Source organism: Agromyces protaetiae (assembly GCF_004135405.1).
Taxonomy (GTDB): Bacteria; Actinomycetota; Actinomycetes; order Actinomycetales; family Microbacteriaceae; genus Agromyces; species Agromyces protaetiae.
In genome coordinates, this window is sequence record NZ_CP035491.1 from 1,152,573 (window position 1) to 1,170,910 (window position 18,338).

Genomic DNA, 18,338 nt, shown 5'->3' on the forward strand with positions numbered 1-18,338 from the left:
GATGTGGCTGGAGTCGCTCGCGATCTTCGCCGCAGGCGCCTGGGCCGGCCTGATCAACGTCATCGTCGGCTCCGGCACCCTCGTCACGTTCCCCGTGCTCATCATGCTCGGGTATCCGCCCCTCACGGCGAACATCTCGAGCGGCATCGGGCTCGTCGCGGGCTCGATCACGGGAGCCGTGGGGTTCCGGCGCGAGATCGCCGAGCAGCGGAGCCTCGCGTTGCTGCTGTTGCCTGCGGGAGCGGCGGGAGGGCTCGCTGGCGGGCTGCTCCTGCTCGTGCTGCCGCCCGAGGCGTTCAGCCTGATCGTGCCCGTGCTCGTCGGGCTCGGCATCGTCATGGTCGTCGTGGCACCCATGCTGCAGCGGTGGATCGCGAAACGTCGGGTCGCCGTGGTCGCGGCGGTGACCGGGGCGACGGCCGTCATCGAAGACGGGGTCCCCGATGTCCACGAGCCGGGTGTGCCGGGCGCGCCGGGTCACGACGGTCTCGCGGGGATGAACCTCCGCCACCGCATCGTCATGATCGCCGCGGTGTTCGTGCTCGGCCTCTACGGCGGCTACTTCGGAGCGGCCCTCGGCGTCATCATGCTGGGCGCGCTGAGCCTGCTCTCGACGATCGAGCTCACGAAGCTCAACGCCCTGAAGAACCTGCTCATCGTCGGCATCAACGGCGTCTCGGCGACGCTCTTCATCATCGTCGCGAACGAGTACATCAGTTGGCGGGCCGTCGCCCTGCTCGCCATCGGCGCGACGCTCGGCGGCCTCATCGGCGCCCGCATCGGGCGGCGCATCCCCGACTGGGTGCTCCGCACGACGGTCGTCGTGGTCGGCACGATCGCGCTCGTGAACCTCATCGTGAACTCGTAGGCGGATGCCTCGGCAACTCCACGCCCGGACCATTCGTGATCCGCGGGACCGCTGGATTCCGCTATCCGTCGGAACAAGAGTGGTCCCTGGGCGCCTCGTACGCTGGAGAAGTGGAACCTCAGACCCCCCAACCGATCTTCGTCACCTCGCCCGACGGCACCCGCATCGCGACGCACACGATCGGCTCGGCGACCGGCGAGCCGGCGCTGCTCATCACGGGCGGGCCGGCCCGCGGCGTCGAGTACCTCGGCGACTTCGCCGGTGTCGGCGAGGTCCGGCCGCTGCAGGTCGTGCATCCGCGCGGCACGCCCACGACGGGCGGCCTCTCGCGCGGGTGGTGGAACGACACGGCTGACGTGATCGCCGTGGCCGAGGCATCCGGGCTCGAGGCCTTCGACCTCGTCGCGCACTCGGCGGGCACGCGACTCGCGCTCGCGACGGTCGCACAGCACCCGGGCCGCATCCGCTCGCTGCTCCTCGTCACGCCGCCCGCGACATGGCTCACGGGCGCCGCGTACGACGGCGAGGAGCTCGCGAGGCGACGCGCCGAGCCCGAGGTAGCGGCGGCCCTCGCCTCGATGTTGGGCGAAGACCCCGCCGACGAGGACGAGTTCCAGACGTCGTGGCGCGTCGAGGGGCCGGCCGGGTACGCCGCGTGGACCGCCGTCGAACGTGCGCACGCCGAGGTCGGCGAGATGCACCTCGACGCCTCGAACGCGTGGTTCAGGGACATCCCGAGCGATGCCGCCGAGCGGGTGCTCCACTCCGAACTTCCGCCGACCCTCGTCATCGGCGGCCGCGAGGACCTGCTCACGGGCTTCCGCCCGGTTGAGGCATACGCCTCGGCGCTCGGCGCCGACGCCGTCTTCATCGACGAGTGCGGTCACTACCCGTGGGTCGAGCGCCCGGTCGAGTTCGGAGGGGTGGCGAGCGATTGGCTCGTGCGCTGAGCGGATGCCTCAGCCCGCGGCTCATCCGAACGGCGGCTCGGCGCCCGCCCAATGGCCGAGCACCCACATCCAGAGGCCGCCCGTGATGGTCCAGATGACGATGAGCGCGATGCTCATGATGAACGCGTAGCGGAACCACTCCGACACCTTCACGTAGCCCGATCCGTAGATGACGGCCGACGGGCCCGATGCGTAGTGCGTGAGCGCGCCGAACAGGTTGCCGATGAAGCCGAACACGAGGGCGGCGAACACGGGCGGCGCGCCCGTTGCGACGGCGGCGCCGAGGAACACGGCGTACATCGCGACGATCTGCGCCGTGTTCGAGGCGAACAGGTAGTGCGCGTAGAAGTACACGAGCGTGAGGATCACGAACGCCCAGATCCAGCTGAGTCCGCCGACCGCGTCCGCGACGCCGTCGCCGACCCACGAGATGACGCCGAGCGTGTTGAGCTGGTCGGCCATCGCGACGAGCACCGAGAAGAAGATGAGGGTCGACCACGCCGAGGAGTTCGCCGCCATGTCCTTCCACGTGAGCACGCCCGTCACGAGCAGGATCGCGATGCCCGCGAACGCGGCGGCGGTCGCGCTGATGTTCCACGACGACCCGCCGATCCAGAGCACGAGCAGGAGGAGGAACGTGCCCGTCATGATCCACTCGCCCCGGGACATCCGCCCCATCTTCGCGAGCTCCGCGCGCGCGTGCGCGGGCGCCTCGGGCGTCTTCTTGACGGTCGGCGGCCAGAGTTTCATCATGATCCACGGCACGGCGGCGAGGCTGATGAGACCGGGCACGAGACCCGCGAGCGCCCACACGCCCCACGAGATGTCGATGCCCTGATCGGCCGCGGCCTGCACGGCGATCGGGTTGCCCGCCATGGCGGTCACGAACATCGCGCTCGTGACGACGTTCACCTGGGTGGCCGTGAAGGCGAGGTAGGTGCCGAGGCGCCTGCGCGATTCATCCGACTCGGGGGTCGAGTTCTCCTCGCGACTGAGCGACGCGATGATCGGGTACAGCACGCCGCCGAGGCGCGCCGTGTTCGAGGGCGTCGCGGGCGCGAGGATGAGGTCGGTGATCGCCATGCCGTACGACAGGCCGAGCGTCGACTTGCCGAGGATGCGGATGAAGAAGAGCGCGAGGCGGCGGCCGAGACCGGTGAGCAGGAAGCCCTCGGCGATGAAGAACGCCGCGACGATGAGCCAGATCGTCGCGTTCGAGAAGCCCGCGAGCGCTTCGGCCGGCGTCATCGCCCCGACGAACATCGCGACCGTGAGCCCGATGAGCGCGACCGACGGCGTCGGCAGCGGCTGCAGGATGAGCCCGAGGATCGTGCCGACGAAGACGCCGAGCATGATGAACCCGTTCGACTCGACGCCCTCGGGCGGCGGGATGACCGCGATCGCGACCGTCACGACGACGATCGCCGCGACCTTCACGATGAGGCTCGTGTAGTTCGGGCGCTGCGCGGTCGGTGCCTGCTGAGTGGTGCTCGTCATGGTTCCCCCCGAAGACCCGTGGACGAGCGGAGGCGGAGCGCCCGCAGTCGCGACATTACCAGCGGGCGGATACGATGCGGCAGAGGGCGATGGGGAGGTTCGTCGGTGGATGCTTCGCAGGAGCCGGATGTCTCGACAGTCGCGCCGCGCGACGGGCTGACGCTTCCGGATGTCGCGGGCCCGCGCCTGCCGGCGGGGCTCGCCAAACGCGCCGGTCTCGTGCTGCGCGCCTACCGCAGCGAGTCGGCGATCTACGGCGTCATCCTCGTGAGCGCGCTCATCGCGATCGGCTGGGAGAACGACACCGACGCCGAAGTGCTCGGCTTCACCCTCGGCACCGTGATCGTGTTCTGGCTCGCGCACGTCTACGCCGGCGCGATCGCCCGGGAGGAGTGGGCCGACACCCCGTCGCGTTGGCGGACGATCGGGCGGGCCGTGTGGGCGTCGGTCACGCATTCGGCGGGCCTGCTCATCGCGATGGTCGTGCCGACGATCTTCCTGGGGATCTCGGCGCTCGGCTGGCTCGACGAGTACGTCGGCTACTACCTCGCGCTGTGGAGCGGCGTCGCGATCCTCGCGGTCATCGGGTGGCTCGCCTCCGCCCGGCGGAAGAGCCCGTGGTGGATGCGTGGGCTCTCGGCGCTCGTCACGGCGAGCCTCGGGCTGCTCGTGATCTGGCTGAGCGCGCTCGTGCACTGAGCGCGCTCGTGCACTGACGCACTCGTGCACAGAGCGCGGCCCCGAGGCATCCAGACCCGCCTCAGCCGCCGGCGCTAGCCTGGCGGCGTGGATGCCTCTGAAGCCCGCGCGATCGTCGAGCCGCGCATCGCGACCATTCCCGACTTCCCCGAGCCGGGGATCCTGTTCCGCGACCTCACGCCCGTCTTCGCCGACGGGCCGGCGTTCCACGCGCTGTCCGAGTCGCTGACGCTGCCGTTCGCCGGACGGTTCGACGTGCTCGCGGGCGTCGAGGCGCGCGGGTTCCTGCTCGCCGCGGCCGGGTCGGTGCTCGCCGGAACGGGCGTGCTGCCCGTGCGGAAGGCGGGCAAGCTCCCACGCAAGGTGCTCACGGAGGAGTACGCGCTCGAGTACGGCACGGCCGCGCTCGAGGTGCACGAGGGCGAGCTGCCGCCCGGCACGCGCGTGCTCATCGTCGACGACGTGCTCGCGACGGGCGGCACGGTCGGGGCTGCGGCGAGACTCGTCGAGCGCGCCGGGTGGGAGGTCGTCGGCGTCTCGGTCGCGATCGAGCTCGAAGGCCTCGGCGGGCGCGCAGCGCTGCCCGACGGGCTCGAGGTGTACAGCCTGCTGCAGTATTGAGCGGCGGATGCCTCGGGCCGCACGATGCGGTCGGCGTGCGGCAGGAGACATCCGCTCGCATCTTCATCGCATGGGCGGCGTGCTCGAACCGCGCACGATGAGCCGGCTGGGCACGACGCGGTGCTCGGTCGGACCTCCGCGGCCGTCGATGCGTTCGAACAGGAGCGCGGCGGCCGTCTCGCCGATCGCCGTCGGGTGCTGGGCGATGACTGAAATCGACGGATGCATCGCCTCGGCGAGCTCGAAGTCGTCGAAGCCGACGAGCGCGTCGCCCTCGAGCCGGCCGCCGAGCCCCGTGAGGAGCGCGATGGACGTGCGGTTGTTCGTCGTGAAGACCGCGGTGGGGGGATCGTCGAGGCGCTTCATCGCGCGATACGCCGCGGTGAATGCGCGAGGGTCGGGCTCGCCGTCGTAGGCGAGCGCCGGGTCGAAGGCGATGCCCGCTTCGTCGAGCCCGGCACGGAAGCCCTCGGTGCGTTCGGCCGCCGTGTAGTTGTCGGCGGGGTGGCTCAGGCACGCGATGCGGCGGTGCCCGAGCTCGACGAGGTGGCGCACGGCGGTCGCGGCCCCGCCGCGGTTGTCGGCGAGCACGACGTCGGCGTCGAACCCCACCGGCGGGCGGTCGACGAAGACCATGGGGATGCCGGTCGCGTCGTGTTCGAGTCCTTCGTCGCGGGTCGGCGTCGGAACGATGACGAAGCCGTCGAGGCGGCGGCTGATGAACATGCCGAGCAGCTCGCGGTGGCGTTCGGGGTCGTAGTTCGTCGAGGCGACCATGAGCAGGCTCTGACGGTCGGCGGCCGCCGATTCGACGGCCCTCGCGAGCCGCGCCGAGAACGGGTCGGAGATGTCGTCGACGAGCAGCCCGACACTCGCCGTGATGCCGCTTCGGAGCGCGCGGGCGGCGTCGTTGCGGCGGTAGCCGAGCTTGGCCATCGCGGCGTGCACCCGCGCGATCTTCTCGGGCGTGACGTTGGGCTCTCGGTTGAGCACGCGCGAGGCGGTCTTCAACGCGACCCCGGCTTCGGCGGCGACGTCGACGAGGGTCGGGCGGGCGCGCGCCGCGTTCTGCGGGTCGTCGGGACCGTTCGGAGTCGTGTTCACGCCGCCCCTCGCGCTCGATGACTGCCGGCGATGGCCGGGATGGTCCTTCCCATACGGCACACCGTAGTGCAGGAAAACCGTTGCGCACGGCTCTCCCGTCCGGTAGACAGGGCGTGTTATGACAGCGTTGTCAATTCGATCAAAGGGGATCAACGCGATGAGGAGACCACGAATCCAGCGAGAGCGGGGGCGCGCCGCGACGGCGCTCACCCTGAGCCTCGCGTTGTCGGCGGGACTGGTGGCGTTCGCGCAAGCACCGGCCTCCGCCGAGGACGGCGACGTCGAGTACGTCGCCGACCCCACGGCCTACGTCGACCCGATGATCGGCACCGGAAACGGTGGCGAATCGGTCGGCGAGGTGAACAACTTCCCCGGCGTGGCTGCGCCGTTCGGCATGATGCAGCTGAGCCCAGACACCCCGAACGCCCCGGGCGGATACCACTACGACGCCAACACCATCAAGGGCTTCAGCCTCAACCACGCGTCGGTCGGATGCCCCGCCTTCGGCGACATCCCGATCCTCCCCGTCACCGGCGCCATCGCATCGGGGCAGGTGCCCAACGCCGACCGCCTGAGCAACCGCACGGTCGGCTTCTCGCACGACGACGAGCACGCCGAGCTCGGAAGCTACTCGCTCGGCCTCGCGAACGGCGTCGACGTCGACCTCACCGCCACGACCCGCACGGGCCTCCTCGAGTTCGAGTTCCCGGCCGACCAGCTCGCGAGCATCGTCGTGAAGTCTGGCTCGAGCATCGGCGGCAGCCGCGCGAACACGCACGTCGAGGTCGTCGGCGACTCTGAGGTCGCCGGCTACTCGACGACCGGCGGGTTCTGCGCCGTCAACGACAACGAGTACACGGTCTATTTCGACATCGTCTTCGACCGGCCGTTCCAGTCCCACGGCACCTACGTCGACCGGGTGAACACGGCCGACGCGCTGTCGGCCGATGGCCCCAACTCGGGCGCCTACCTCGGCTTCGACGTCGCCGAAGACCAGACCGTCACCGCCAAGGTGTCGATGTCGTACGTGAGCATCGACGGTGCCCGCCGCAACATGGCCGCCGAGATCCCCGGATGGGACCTCGCGCCCGTCGCGGCCGACACGCGCGAGCAGTGGCGTCAGCTGCTCTCGAAGGTCGCGGTCGGCGGCGGCGAGGACGAGCACCTCACGCAGTTCTACACGGCCCTCTACCACTCGTTCCTGCACCCCAACACGTTCAACGACGTCGACGGCCAGTACATCGGCTTCGACGACGTCGTGCGCACGCTCGAACCGGGCCAGACGCAGTACGCGAACTTCTCGGACTGGGACATCTACCGCTCGCTCGTGCAGCTGCAAGCGCTGCTGCTGCCCGATGAGACGGCGCAGATGGGCGAGTCGCTCCTCCGCGACGCGCAGCAGCAGGGCGGTTGGTGGCCGCGCTGGCCGCTCGCGAACGACACCACCTCGCAGATGAACGGCGACAACTCCGTGCCCGTGTACGTGAACTACGCGGTCTGGGGCGCCGACACCTCGAAGATGGACCTCGCGGCAGCGCTCGAGATCATGGAGAAGGGCGCGACGCAGTCGGCGCCCGTCGGGTGGGGATGGTACGAGCGGCGCGGCGTCGAGGACTACGTCGAGCTCGGCTACCAGCCGAACAACGCCGACTCGGCGGGCGACCACGGACTCCAGGGCGCCTCGCAGACGCTCGAGTGGGCGATCGACGACTACACGATCGCCCAGCTCGCAGGCCTTCTCGGCGACGACGAGACGCGTGAGGAGTACCTCCAGCGGTCGCAGAACTGGCAGAACATCTTCAACCCGACGACGGGTTACCTATCGCCGCGCGACGACTTCGGCGCGTTCCCGGCAGGCCCCGGCTACGTTCCCCCGACCGGGAACAACTTCGGCCAGTCGGGCTACGCCGAGGGCAATGCGGCGCAGTACAACTGGCTCGTGCCGCAGAACCTCAAGGGACTCATCGACTCGATGGGCGGCGCCGAACCGACGATCGAGCGCCTCGACGCGTTCTTCGAGCAGATCAACGCCGGTCCGAACGTGCCGTTCATGTGGGCGGGCAACGAGATCAACTTCGGCGTGCCGTGGGTGTACAACGCCCTCGGCCAGCCGTGGAAGACGCAGGAGCAGGTGCGACGCATCCAGACCGAGCTGTTCGCGAACGGCCCCGGCGGCGCCCCCGGAAACGACGACCTCGGCGCGCAGTCGTCGTGGTACGTGTGGGCTTCGCTCGGTCTCTACCCGATCACTCCGGGTGAGACCGACCTCGGCGTTCACGCGCCGCTCTTCGAGCACGCGAAGCTCAGCCTCGGCAACGGCAACACGATCCGGATCAACGCCGAGGGCGCCGGGGTCGACGCCGCGTACGTGACCGATCTGCGCCTCGACGGGCAGGAGTACGAGCACACCGCGCTCCCGCAGTCGTTCGCGGTCCAGGGCGGAACGCTCGACTTCACGCTGTCGAACGAGCCCGACGAGACGTGGGCCGCGTCGCCCGAGGCGGCCTCGCCCTCGTACACGGAGTACCAGCGCCCGGCGATCGGTCTGACCGATCCGACCGGTCCGGTGACGGTGACCGCGGGCGACTCGCTCGACCTCGAGATCGGCGCGGCGGGCACGGGCCTCGGCGAGACCCCGGTGACCTGGAAGGCGGTCGCGCCCGACGGTGTCACGGTCACGCCGTCGTCGGGTTCGCTCACGGTGCCGTCGATCGGCCAGGTGCGCGATGACGTGGTGGTGGATGTCTCGGAGTCGGTCGAGTCGGGATCGCACCCGGTCTCGTTCGAGTTCGAGACGGCCGACGGGCAGAAGCTGCCGGGCGGCACGGTCGTCCTCGCGGTGCTCGCGGCCGACGGCAACGCGATCATGTGCAGCGTGTTGAGCACAGAGGTCACGGGAACGAGCCTCACGTGGAAGGACGAGGGCGACGGCAAGACCGTCCCCGCCGAGCGGGGCGGATTCATCGGCCGCACGACGACTGGCACGTCGAACTACATGTACTTCCAGGTCGACGACCTCTACGCGGCTCCCGGCAACGGGGCGCGGGCGGCGACGGTCAACGTGACGTACTTCGACCAGGGCACCGGATCGTGGAACCTCCACTACGACTCGGCGGGCACCACGGGGAACCCGAACTACAAGGACTCCCCGCGCTGGACGAACACGAACACGAACACGTGGAAGACGGCGACGTTCGTCCTGCCCGATGCCGAGTTCTCGAACGGTGAGAACGGCAACTCCGACTTCCGGCTCAACATCGGCATCGGCCAGCAGGTCATCGGCCGCGTGTCGGTCACGGTCAACGGTCCCGGCGTGACGGCGATGCACCTGTGCGACGCGCTCCCGCAGGCGCCCGAGATCGCGACGGGTCCGGCCGACGCGGTCGTGCTCGCGGGCGGCGACGCCGAGTTCGGAGCGGCCGTGTCGTCCGACCTGGCGACGCGTCTCGCGTGGCAGTCGAAGGCGCCCGGCAGCGACGAATGGGTCGCGGTCGACGGCCAGACCGGGCCGACGCTCGCCCTGGCGGGCGTCGGGACGTCGGTCGACGGCACGCAATACCGTGTCGTCGCATCGAACCTGGCCGGCCAGGCGACATCCGACCCCGCGACGCTCCGCGTCTACGGGCCGGTGTCGGCGGCGGTCGGCGCGGGCGAGATCGCCGAGTTCGGCACGATCGACTTCACGGGTGCGGGTTTCCTGCCCGGTGAAGACGTGACCGCCACGCTCGAACCCGGCGGGTTCGCGCTCGGCACGGCGACGGCGGATGCCTCCGGCGCGGTCTCGGGATCGGCGACGCTCGCCGATGACGTGGTCGCGGGGCGTACCAGGTGACGCTCACCGGATCGACGTCGCACGGCGTCGCGACGGCCGCGTTGACCGTGACGCCCGCTCCGACGGGTGTGAAGCTGTCGACCGTGACGACCCGCTCGCAGTGCGTGAACGACAAGCCTGCTGTCGCGGTCTACGCGGTCAACGGCGAGCAGGTCGCGGTCGACATCCGTCTGACGACGCCGTTCGGTGACAAGAAGTTCACCAAGGTGGCGCCGGGGGCCGCGGTGTATGCGATCTTCAGCGCAACCGATGCGTCGATCGTGGCCGGATCGTCGACGGCTGCCGCGTACTACTACGCGAACGGACGGGGTCACTACCAGGTGTACACGGTGGGCTATGACGCGATCGACTGCGCGCCGAAGCCGCCGGCGTACAGTGCGTCGACCGTCTACACGGGTGGCGAGTTCGTCACCTACGACGGTCGTACGTTCCAGGCGCAGTGGTGGACCAAGGGCGAGACCCCTGGCGCGACGGCGACGGGCGCGTGGGCCGAGGTCGGCGCACCGGTGACGACGTCGCAGGGCGTGTTCCCGAGTTGGACGCGGTCGTGGATCTACGTCGGCGGGGAGACGGTCGTGTACAACGGCCACCTCTGGAAGGCGAAGTGGTGGACGCGCAACCAGCAGCCGGGCGACCCGTACGGGCCCTGGCAGGACCTCGGTCGCGTCTGACCGGGTGAACAGACGAGGGGCGCGCCCGTGAGGGCGCGCCCCTTCGTTCTGTCGGCCTTACGCCTCGACGAGAGCCGAGCGGATGACGCTCGTGAAGAGTGCGAGCCCGTCGACGCCCGAGCGCATGGCCGCGGCGGTGTCGGGGCCGAAGCCCGGCTCGACGGCGTGCTCGGGTGCGGCATGAGGCCGACGACGTTGCCGCGCGCGTTCGAGATGCCCGCGATGTCGCGGAGCGACCCGTTGGGGTTGACGTCGACATAGCGGAACACGACCTGGCCCTCGCCCTCGAGCCGGTCGAGGGTCTCTTCGGAGGCGATGAAGCCGCCCTCGCCGTTCTTCAGCGGGATGGTGATGTTCTGGCCGGCCGTGAACTCGCTCGTCCACGGGGTCGTCGCGTTCTCGACGCGGAGCACCTGGTCGCGGCAGATGAACGAGCCGTGGTCGTTGCGGATGAGCCCGCCGTCGAGCAGGCGCGCTTCGACGAGCATCTGGAAGCCGTTGCAGATGCCGAGCACGGGCATCCCCGAGTTCGCGGCCGCGACGACTTCGGTCATGATCGGCGAGAGCGAGGCGATCGCGCCGCAGCGCAGGTAATCGCCGTAGCTGAAGCCGCCGGGCAGGACGAGGGCGTCGACGCCCTCGAGGTCGTGCGAGCCGTGCCAGAGCGCGACGGGCTCGGCGCCCGCGAGGCGGACGGCGCGCTGGGCGTCGCGGTCGTCGAGCGAGCCCGGGAAGGTGACGACGCCGATGCGCATCAGTGCGTCTCTCCGGCGGGGGCGCCGAAGCCCTCTTCGAGCGAGGCGCCCTCGGCGGCGGCCTCGGCGAGCTCGACGTTCGACTGCTCGTAGTGGATCGCGACGACGTCTTCGATCACCTGGTTGGAGAGGATCTCCTCGGCGATCTGCTGGACGCTCGCCTTGACGGCGTCGTCGATCGGCCCGTCGACGGTGATCTCGAAGCGCTTGCCGACGCGGACGGCGGTGATGCCCTCGTGGCCGGTGCGGGAGAGGGCGCCGGCGACGGCCTTCCCCTGGGGGTCGAGCAGTTCGGCCTTGGGCATCACGTCGACGACGATGGTGGGCACCTTCGGTTCTCCGTCCGGTGTCGGGGGATGGGGATGCCTCGATTCTACCGGGCGCGGGCCGCCCCTCGTTCGGGGGTATCGAAAGGGCGGCCCCACCTGGGATTTCGATGCAGAGTTCAGCGTTATCCTTCCGAGATTTATGGAGGAATCCCACAATCGGATCGGCCTGGAGCGGCTTGTTGTGTGCGAGTCAATACCGAACTTCCGTCGGGTTTCTTTCAGCGAGACATCCCGCTGCTACATTCGCTCCGCTCCCGAGTGCGCGTCTTCTTGACTCTTCGACAACAAGATTCGAGAACGCCCCATTACCCGACGCGGCGAACAGCGACAGCTCGTGGCATCCCTTCACCACGCCTGCACGCAGGCCACCCACTGGAGTGCTCAATGACGAGATCAACCCACGCGCACGGCCTCGGCATGCGCATCGCCGTGATCGTGCTCAGCACGCTCCTCGCCGCGATGGTCTTCCTGTACGTCGTCACGACGTCGAAGATCGCCGACGGCGCAGCGAAGCTCAGCGCCGGAACGACCCAGGTCGACGACGGATCGAAGGATGTCTCGGACGGCGCCGGGCAGCTCGCCGCCGGTGCCGAAGACCTCTCGGCCGGTGCCGCCAAGCTCGACAAGGGCGCCTCCGACGCGAACGACGGCGCGACCAAGCTCGTCACGGGTTCCGCCTCCGCCGCCTCGGGCGCCGCCTCGCTCGACGCCGGCGCGCAGTCGCTCGCGGCGGGAGCGCTTTCCGCCGCAGACGGCGCGGCGAACCTCGCCGCCGGTGCGCAGCAGCTCTACGACGAGGGTGCCTTGAAGATCGCCGACGGCGCGAACGCCGCGGCGGCCGGCGCATCCGACCTCGCGGCCAAGACCGGAGACTTCACCGCAGGTGTGGTCGGCGCGAACGGCATCATCGTCGACCAGCTCATCCCCGGCGCGAAGAGTCTCAACGACGAGCTCGCGGCGGCAGCCACGAGTGACGACGTCAAGGCGGCCGCGGCGAACGGCGCACTGCTTGCAAAGACGGCGACCGAGGCTCAGGAACACGCAGAGATGCTCAAGGCGCTCGTGGCGGGTCTCTCCACGACGCAGGCGCCCGACGCCACGACGGTTGCGACCATTCAGGCGCTCGCGAACGGACTCGAGCAGGAGGTGGACGGCATGGCCGCGCCGACGAGCAAGGCCGGTGAACTCGCGCAGGGCCTCATCAACGCGTCGGCCGGTGCCGGCCTCGTGTACGGCGGACTCAACATCCTCGCCTCCGGTGACGGCGACAAGTGGCCCGGCACGAAATACCTGGCAAGCGACCCTGTCGCACCTGCACTCGCGGGCGGCGCCGAGTTCCTCAAGGGCAAGCTCGGCGAGCTGAGCGCCGGCGCCGGCTCGCTCGCGACCAAGACGCAGTCGCTCGTCGACGGCGCGTGGAGCCTCAACTCGGGCGTCCAGAGCCTCCAGTCGGGATCGGCCAACCTCAGCGCCGGCGCGACGAACCTCGCCACGGGCACGACCTCCCTCTCGGCGGGCGCCTCGTCGCTCGCCTCGGGCCTCGCGACGCTGTCGAAGGGCGCCGCCGACCTCAACGAGGGCACGGGCACGCTCGTCGACGGCTCGGCCGAGCTCGCGGCCGGCTCGGGCGACCTCAGCGACGGCACCGCCCAGCTCGTCGACGGCGCGGCCCAGCTCGAGGCCGGCGCGAGCGGCACGGTCCCCTCGCTCCTGCCCTTCGGCCTCGGCATCCTCCTCGCCGGCCTCATCGCGATCGGGCTCTGGATCGGCCACCGCGTCAACCACCGCGCGCGCCTCGCGAACGCGGGGTCGGTCGTCACGGCGTAAGCCGCGAGCGGACCCGAACCGAACCGAACGGCCGCTCCGGCCGGGCGCCCTACCGCCCGGACGGAGCGGCCGTTTCGCGATCGTCGGCGCGAAGCAGCCGGGCGTTGCGCTCTGCGGTGGGTTCTGCACGTGACGGTGCTGCGCACGCTGCCGCGGTGTGCAGAACTCACCGTAGAGCTCCGAGAGGAGAGGAGAGGAGAGGAGGCGCGCGGCTACCCGAGCCCCGCCCGCTCGGCGAGCACGTCGCGCAAGACCTGCCGCGTGGCATCCAACCCTCGGTGCACCTCTTCGAAACTCGTCGACAGCGGTGACAGGCCGATGCGGAGCCCCCCGGGGTCGCGGTAGTCGGGGATGACGTCGCGCTGCCAGAGCCGGGCCGTGACCTCCCGCATGGCGTCGTGGTGGAACGTCACGTGTCCGCCGCGCTCGGCGGGGTCGGCGGGGAGGCGAGCGTCACGCCGAGCGGTGCGAGCCATTCGCCCCACAGTTCGATCGCGTACGCCGTGAGCGCCTTCGACTTCGCCCGGATCGCGGGCATGCCGACCTCTTCGATCATCGCGAGGGTCTCGTCCATGGGCAGCATCGCGAGGATGGGCGAGGTTCCCGACAGGAAGCGACGGATGCCTCGCACGGGCTCGTAGTCGGGACCCATGTCGAATTGGGCCTCGGCGCCGAACCATCCCTGGATGGGCTGGCGCAGCACGGTGTGCAGGTCGCTCCGCACATAGGCGAACGCGGGCGACCCCGGCCCGCCGTTGAGGTACTTGTACGTGCAGCCGACGGCGAGGTCGAAGCCCCACTCGTCTGCCTTGACCTCGACCGAGCCGGCAGAGTGACAGAGGTCCCAGAGGATGAGCGCACCGGCGTCGTGGGCGATGCGCGTGAGCTCGGGCGCATCCGCGATGAACCCCGACCGGTACGCGACGTGCGAGAGCACGACGAGCGCGGTCTGCGGACCGACCGCTTCGCGAAGCTGGCCCGGACGGACGCCCGCCGACGTGTCGGCGTCGATCCACCGCAGGTCGAGCCCGCGCTCGCGCGCGATGCCCTCGAGCACGTAGCGGTCGGTCGGGAAGTTGTCGGTGTCGACGACGATCTCGCGGCGGGCGGGGTCGCGTTCGACCTGCGCGTCGACGGCGGCGCGCGCGAGCTTGTAGAGCAGCACGGTCGTCGAGTCGCCGATCGTCGTCTCGCCGGGCTTCGCCCAGATCACGGCGCGGCCGATGCGATCGCCGATCTCGGTCGGCATGCGCAGCCACGATTCGTCCCACCCGCGGATGAGGCGTCCGCCCCACTCCTCGGCCATGAATCGCTGCATGCGCTCGATCGCCGCGACGGGCGGCCGCCCGAGCGAGTTGCCGTCGAAGTAGACGAGGTCGGAGTCGGCGCCCTGGAACCGCGCGCGGTAGTGGGCGAGCCCGTCGGCGCGGTCCTGGCGGCGGGCGTAGGCGAGCAGCGGGTCGAGGCTCATGGTTCGAGCACCTCCAGGTCTTCGGTCGCGAGCACGCGCGCGCTCGCGAGCCAGCCGGGCACGTCGTCGAGAGTCGCGGGCGGCGGCCCCGCGACGAAGGTCGCGATGCCGCCGAAGGCCCAGTCGGATGCCTCGGCGAGCGGCCACGGGTCGGCGAGCGCCGCGATGAGGTCGGATGCCTCGAGCCCGACGCCTGCGAGCGCGGCGAGTTCGGCGGGGTCGAGGCCCGTCGGTCGCTCCCCGTTGCCGAGGTCGGTGCCGTAGAGCACCCGGCCGCCCGCGGCGCGGAAGCGCCGGAGGTTGTCGGACGCGATGTCGAACTGTTCGCCGCCCGCGCCGTACCCGTTGACCCAGAGGGTCGAGATCCAGGCTTGTCCGGCCGCGGCGGCGCGCGCGATCTCGTGGGCGGTGAGCGCTTCGGTGAACGGCACGTGGGCGAGGGCGTAGACGCCCGCGTCGAGCGCGAGCGCCGTCATGCCGGCGCCTTCGACGTGGGCGACGACGGGCAGGCCGTGGGCGTGCGCGGTCGCGACGAGTTCGGCGAGGGCGGCGGGCGAGAGCACCGGCCCGTGATCGGCGTGCAGCGTGACCTTGACGACGGATGCCCCGAATCGCACCTGTTCTTCGACGGCGGCGACGATCGCGTCGGGGAGGCCCTGGTGGTCGGCGTCGCCCGCGTCGGGAGCTTCGGATGCATCGTGGCCGGCGCCGAGGCCGCAGACGCTGCCTTCGGCCGCCCACGGGCGCCCCGTCGGGTAGCCGCCGTCGGCGGTCAGGAACGCGCCCGCGAAGCGCAGCCGCGGCATCCCGCCCCGATCGGCGACGCGCGCGACGAGCTCGGGCGGAGCCCCGAGGTCGACGACGCCCGCGATGCCGCCGCCCGCGAACGCGCCCTCGCCCGTGAGCATGAGGTGCACATGGTGGTCGATGAACGGCGGCAGCATCGTGCCGATCTCGCCGGGGTGGTCGCCGTTGAGCGAGCGCCGCACGCGGCGGGCGAGCGGCCCGAGGTCGGGCGCACCGTTGCGAGGAGCGTCGGCGGGAGGCATCCGGCTCATCCCGGCATCTCGGTGCGCACGGCGTACAGCTCGGGGAAGAAGGTGAGCTCGAGCGCCCGCTGCAGGAACGCGGCGCCGCTCGACCCGCCCGTGCCGCGCTTGAAGCCGATGATCCGCTCGACGGTCTTCAGATGTCGGAACCGCCACAGCTGGAAGTTGTCCTCCAGGTCGACGAGCTCCTCGCACGTCTCGTACGCAGCCCAGTGCTGGGCCGTATCGGCGTAGATCGCCGCGAACACCGGCACGAGGTCTTGCCGGAAGGTCCACGCCGTCGTGACATCCCGTTCGAGGACGTCGGCGGGAATCGGGTACCCGGCGCGCGCGAGCAGCCGCAGGAACTCGTCGTAGAGGCTCGGCTCTTCAAGGGCCCGCGTGAGCGCGGCGGTGGCTGCGGCATCCGACTCGAAGACCTTCAGCATCTTGGCGTTCTTGTTGCCGAGCACGAACTCGACCGCGCGGTACTGCCACGACTGGAACCCGCTCGCGTTGCCGAGCACGTGCCGGAACTGCCCGTACTCGGTCGGCGTGAGCGTCGCGAGCACCGACCACTGCTCGGTGAGCGTGCGCTGGATGTGCTTGACGCGCGCGATGCACTTGAGCGCGGGGGCGAGTTCGTCCTCGCGCAGCAGCTCGCATGCCGTCGACAGCTCGTGCAGCACGAGCTTGAGCCACAGCTCGGTCGTCTGGTGCTGCACGATGAACAGCAGCTCGTCGTGGTGCTCGGGCCGCGAGATGGGCCGCTGCGCCGCGAGCAGGGTGTCGAGGTCGAGGTAGCCGCCGTAGCTCATGCGATCCGAGAAGTCGGTGACGACGGATGCCTCGATGCGGCGCGTGTTGTCGCTGACGCCCGGCTCGTCGCCGGTCTCGTCGCGGGTGTCTTGAGTCGGGATCTCGGTCACGCCGTCGCTGTCCGCCACGGAGCCCAGCCTACGCGGAAGGGGACAGGCGCTCACTTCCGCGGAATTCCGGGGCGATTCGGATACAGATCTCCGAACTTCCTCTTCTGCGCATATGAGCAACCCTCGGCAGCAGAGCGCTTCCGCAGAGTATTCTCGACGGATGAGTTCTGCGACCTCGACCCGACGAGATGCCCGTCGCAATCACGAGCGTCTGCTGGCCGAAGCCAAGCGGCTGTTCGCGGAACGAGGCATCGACGCCCCCCTCGACGAGCTCGCCACCCGTGCCGGCGTCGGCGCCGGCACCGTCTACCGCCATTTCGCGACGCGCGAAGCCCTCCACCGCGAGCTCTACGTCGACGCCGTCGGCCAGCTGCAGGACTTCGAGGTCGAGGTGCTCGCCGCCGAGACGGGCTGGGACGCGATCGTGCAGTTCGTCGACAAGCTGTCGGCGTGGGTGGCCTCGATCCCCTACCTGCCCGACCTCATGCGCCGCGTCGCCGAGAACGACCCCGAGGGACGGCCCGACGTGCAGTTCGAGGACTCGATCAACCTGATCCTCGACCGTGCGAAGGCCGAGGGCGCGCTCCGCGCCGACGTCAACGCCGTCGACCTCAACGTCCTCGTCGACATGCTCGGCTCGCTCGGCCGTTACGGCGACGAGTACCTCCCGTTCCGCGAGCGGCAGCTCTCGATCGTGCTCGACGGGCTGCGTCAGCGCCCCGACCTCACGCCGCTGCCCGTCGACTCGCAGGCGTTCGACGACTTCGTCGAGATGACGCACCGCAAGCTCAGCTGAAGCGGTCTCGATACGCTCCTTCGTCGCTACTCGACCACCGGAAGGGTTCTGGCTGCCGCGCGCACCTCGACGAGGTTCGACCACGGGTCGTCGAACGCGAGCGCGCGGCCGTCGTCGCGCGTGTCGACGTCGTAGTGCCGCATGCGCTCGCCGAGGGCGCCGAGGTCGTCGGCGGTCGGCACGACGATCTCGACCTTGCCGAGTCCGAGGGCGAGCTGACGCTTGCCCGCGCCCGCGCTGTTCCACGTGTTCATCGCCACGTGGTGGTGGTATCCGCCCGCCGAAACGAAGAGCGCGCCGGGCCACGAGTCGGCCGTCGTCTCGAAGCCCAGCCGGTTCACGTAGAACTCGCGGGCGCTCGGGATGTCCCCGACCGACAGGTGCACGTGCCCGACGACGGCGTCGCCGACGCGGCGCGCGGTCGCGGGGTCGGCCTGCGCCGACGCGACGCCCGCCTCGGTCAAGTGGTCGCGGAGGTAGCCGTTGGGGTCGAGGAAGATCGTCGCCATCTCGATCTGCCCGTGGGTCCAGCTCCACGCCGAGCGGTCGCGGTCGAAGTAGAGCTCGACGCCGTTGCCCTCGGGGTCGGTGAAGTAGAACGCCTCGCTCACGAGGTGGTCGGCGCTGCCCGTGAAGGTGCCGGGGTAGCGGGAGGCGACCGAGAAGATCGCCGTCGCGAGGGCTTCGCGGGTGTCGAAGAGGATGGCGGTGTGGAAGAGCCCGGCCTGGCGTGCCGAGGCGTGCTTGAGCTCTGGGGCGTGCTGGAGGATGACGAGCGGCGTCGTGCCGCGGCCGAGGACCGCGATGGGGCCTTCGTGGCTCTGGAGTTCGAGGGTGACGCCGTCGCGGTAGTAGCGGATCATCGCGTCGAGGTCGGCCACGCGGAGCGTGACGGCGCCCATGCCGGTGTCGGCGGCGAGGAGTCCGGTCGCGGGACGGTCATTGGTTGTCATGACAACTA

Annotated in this window: 13 protein-coding genes and 3 pseudogenes; 8 read left to right on the forward strand and 8 right to left on the reverse strand. The window is 70.3% G+C overall.

The features are described from left to right. The first annotated feature begins 1 nt into the window (after position 1). Positions 2–868, forward strand: coding sequence for a sulfite exporter TauE/SafE family protein (locus tag ET445_RS05360; protein ID WP_129189544.1), 867 nt, complete (start codon positions 2–4; stop codon positions 866–868). A 110-nt stretch (positions 869–978) separates the two neighbouring features. After that, on the forward strand, positions 979–1,818 hold the full coding sequence (locus ET445_RS05365) for an alpha/beta fold hydrolase (RefSeq protein WP_243695340.1): 840 nt from the start codon (positions 979–981) through the stop codon (positions 1,816–1,818). A gap of 21 nt (positions 1,819–1,839) precedes the next feature. On the opposite strand, the gene ET445_RS05370 is transcribed toward ET445_RS05365, so the two are convergent. Next, complete coding sequence (locus ET445_RS05370; RefSeq protein ID WP_129189546.1) at positions 1,840–3,315, reverse strand: DASS family sodium-coupled anion symporter; 1,476 nt, start codon at positions 3,313–3,315, stop codon at positions 1,840–1,842. A gap of 105 nt (positions 3,316–3,420) precedes the next feature. Here ET445_RS05370 and ET445_RS05375 point away from each other — a divergent pair, with 105 nt between their 5' ends. Beyond that, positions 3,421–4,014 (forward strand): hypothetical protein, encoded by a 594-nt coding sequence (locus ET445_RS05375; protein ID WP_129189548.1) that lies wholly within the window; start codon positions 3,421–3,423, stop codon positions 4,012–4,014. 87 nt (positions 4,015–4,101) lie between these two features. Next, a complete protein-coding gene (locus ET445_RS05380; protein WP_129189550.1) occupies positions 4,102–4,635 on the forward strand; it encodes an adenine phosphoribosyltransferase in 534 nt (177 codons plus the stop codon). Positions 4,636–4,698: 63 nt separating this feature from the next. Here ET445_RS05380 and ET445_RS05385 read toward each other — a convergent pair whose 3' ends face one another. Then, positions 4,699–5,739, reverse strand: coding sequence for a LacI family DNA-binding transcriptional regulator (locus ET445_RS05385; RefSeq protein WP_129189552.1), 1,041 nt, complete (start codon positions 5,737–5,739; stop codon positions 4,699–4,701). Between the two features lie 157 nt (positions 5,740–5,896). Here ET445_RS05385 and ET445_RS05390 point away from each other — a divergent pair, with 157 nt between their 5' ends. Together ET445_RS05390 and ET445_RS05395 are read left to right on the forward strand one after the other, a co-directional pair. Next, positions 5,897–9,571 carry a GH92 family glycosyl hydrolase gene (locus ET445_RS05390; RefSeq protein ID WP_165314302.1) on the forward strand — a complete coding sequence of 1,225 codons (3,675 nt, stop codon included), beginning with the start codon at positions 5,897–5,899 and terminating at the stop codon, positions 9,569–9,571. Further along, positions 9,568–10,242 carry a carbohydrate-binding protein gene (locus tag ET445_RS05395; RefSeq protein WP_129189556.1) on the forward strand — a complete coding sequence of 225 codons (675 nt, stop codon included), beginning with the start codon at positions 9,568–9,570 and terminating at the stop codon, positions 10,240–10,242. Before ET445_RS05390 ends, ET445_RS05395 begins: the two co-directional genes overlap by 4 nt. Before the next feature lie 57 nt (positions 10,243–10,299). On the opposite strand, the pseudogene purQ reads toward ET445_RS05395, so the two are convergent. Both purQ and purS read right to left on the reverse strand, forming a co-directional pair. Beyond that, positions 10,300–10,997 (reverse strand): annotated as a pseudogene (gene purQ / locus ET445_RS05400) (phosphoribosylformylglycinamidine synthase subunit PurQ). Between the two features lie 95 nt (positions 10,998–11,092). Continuing rightward, positions 11,093–11,326: pseudogene (purS, locus tag ET445_RS05405) on the reverse strand (phosphoribosylformylglycinamidine synthase subunit PurS); the annotation flags it as partial. Between the two features lie 384 nt (positions 11,327–11,710). Between purS and ET445_RS05410 the strand changes: the two are divergent. Then, a complete protein-coding gene (locus ET445_RS05410; protein WP_165314303.1) occupies positions 11,711–13,153 on the forward strand; it encodes a hypothetical protein in 1,443 nt (480 codons plus the stop codon). 212 nt (positions 13,154–13,365) lie between these two features. On the opposite strand, the pseudogene ET445_RS05415 reads toward ET445_RS05410, so the two are convergent. From ET445_RS05415 to kynA, 3 genes and pseudogenes are all read right to left on the reverse strand, one after another. Beyond that, positions 13,366–14,624 (reverse strand): annotated as a pseudogene (locus tag ET445_RS05415) (kynureninase). Beyond that, positions 14,621–15,673, reverse strand: coding sequence for an amidohydrolase family protein (locus tag ET445_RS05420; protein WP_129189560.1), 1,053 nt, complete (start codon positions 15,671–15,673; stop codon positions 14,621–14,623). Before ET445_RS05420 ends, ET445_RS05415 begins: the two are co-directional and overlap by 4 nt. 5 nt (positions 15,674–15,678) lie before the next feature. Continuing rightward, complete coding sequence (gene kynA, locus ET445_RS05425) at positions 15,679–16,470, reverse strand: tryptophan 2,3-dioxygenase (protein ID WP_129192423.1); 792 nt, start codon at positions 16,468–16,470, stop codon at positions 15,679–15,681. 271 nt (positions 16,471–16,741) lie between these two features. Between kynA and ET445_RS05430 the strand changes: the two genes are divergently transcribed. Continuing rightward, positions 16,742–17,377 (forward strand): TetR/AcrR family transcriptional regulator, encoded by a 636-nt coding sequence (locus ET445_RS05430; RefSeq protein WP_165314304.1) that lies wholly within the window; start codon positions 16,742–16,744, stop codon positions 17,375–17,377. A 26-nt stretch (positions 17,378–17,403) separates the two neighbouring features. Here the strand turns inward: ET445_RS05430 and ET445_RS05435 are convergent, their stop codons facing one another. Continuing rightward, positions 17,404–18,330, reverse strand: coding sequence for a VOC family protein (locus tag ET445_RS05435; RefSeq protein ID WP_129189564.1), 927 nt, complete (start codon positions 18,328–18,330; stop codon positions 17,404–17,406). Positions 18,331–18,338: the final 8 nt, after the last annotated feature.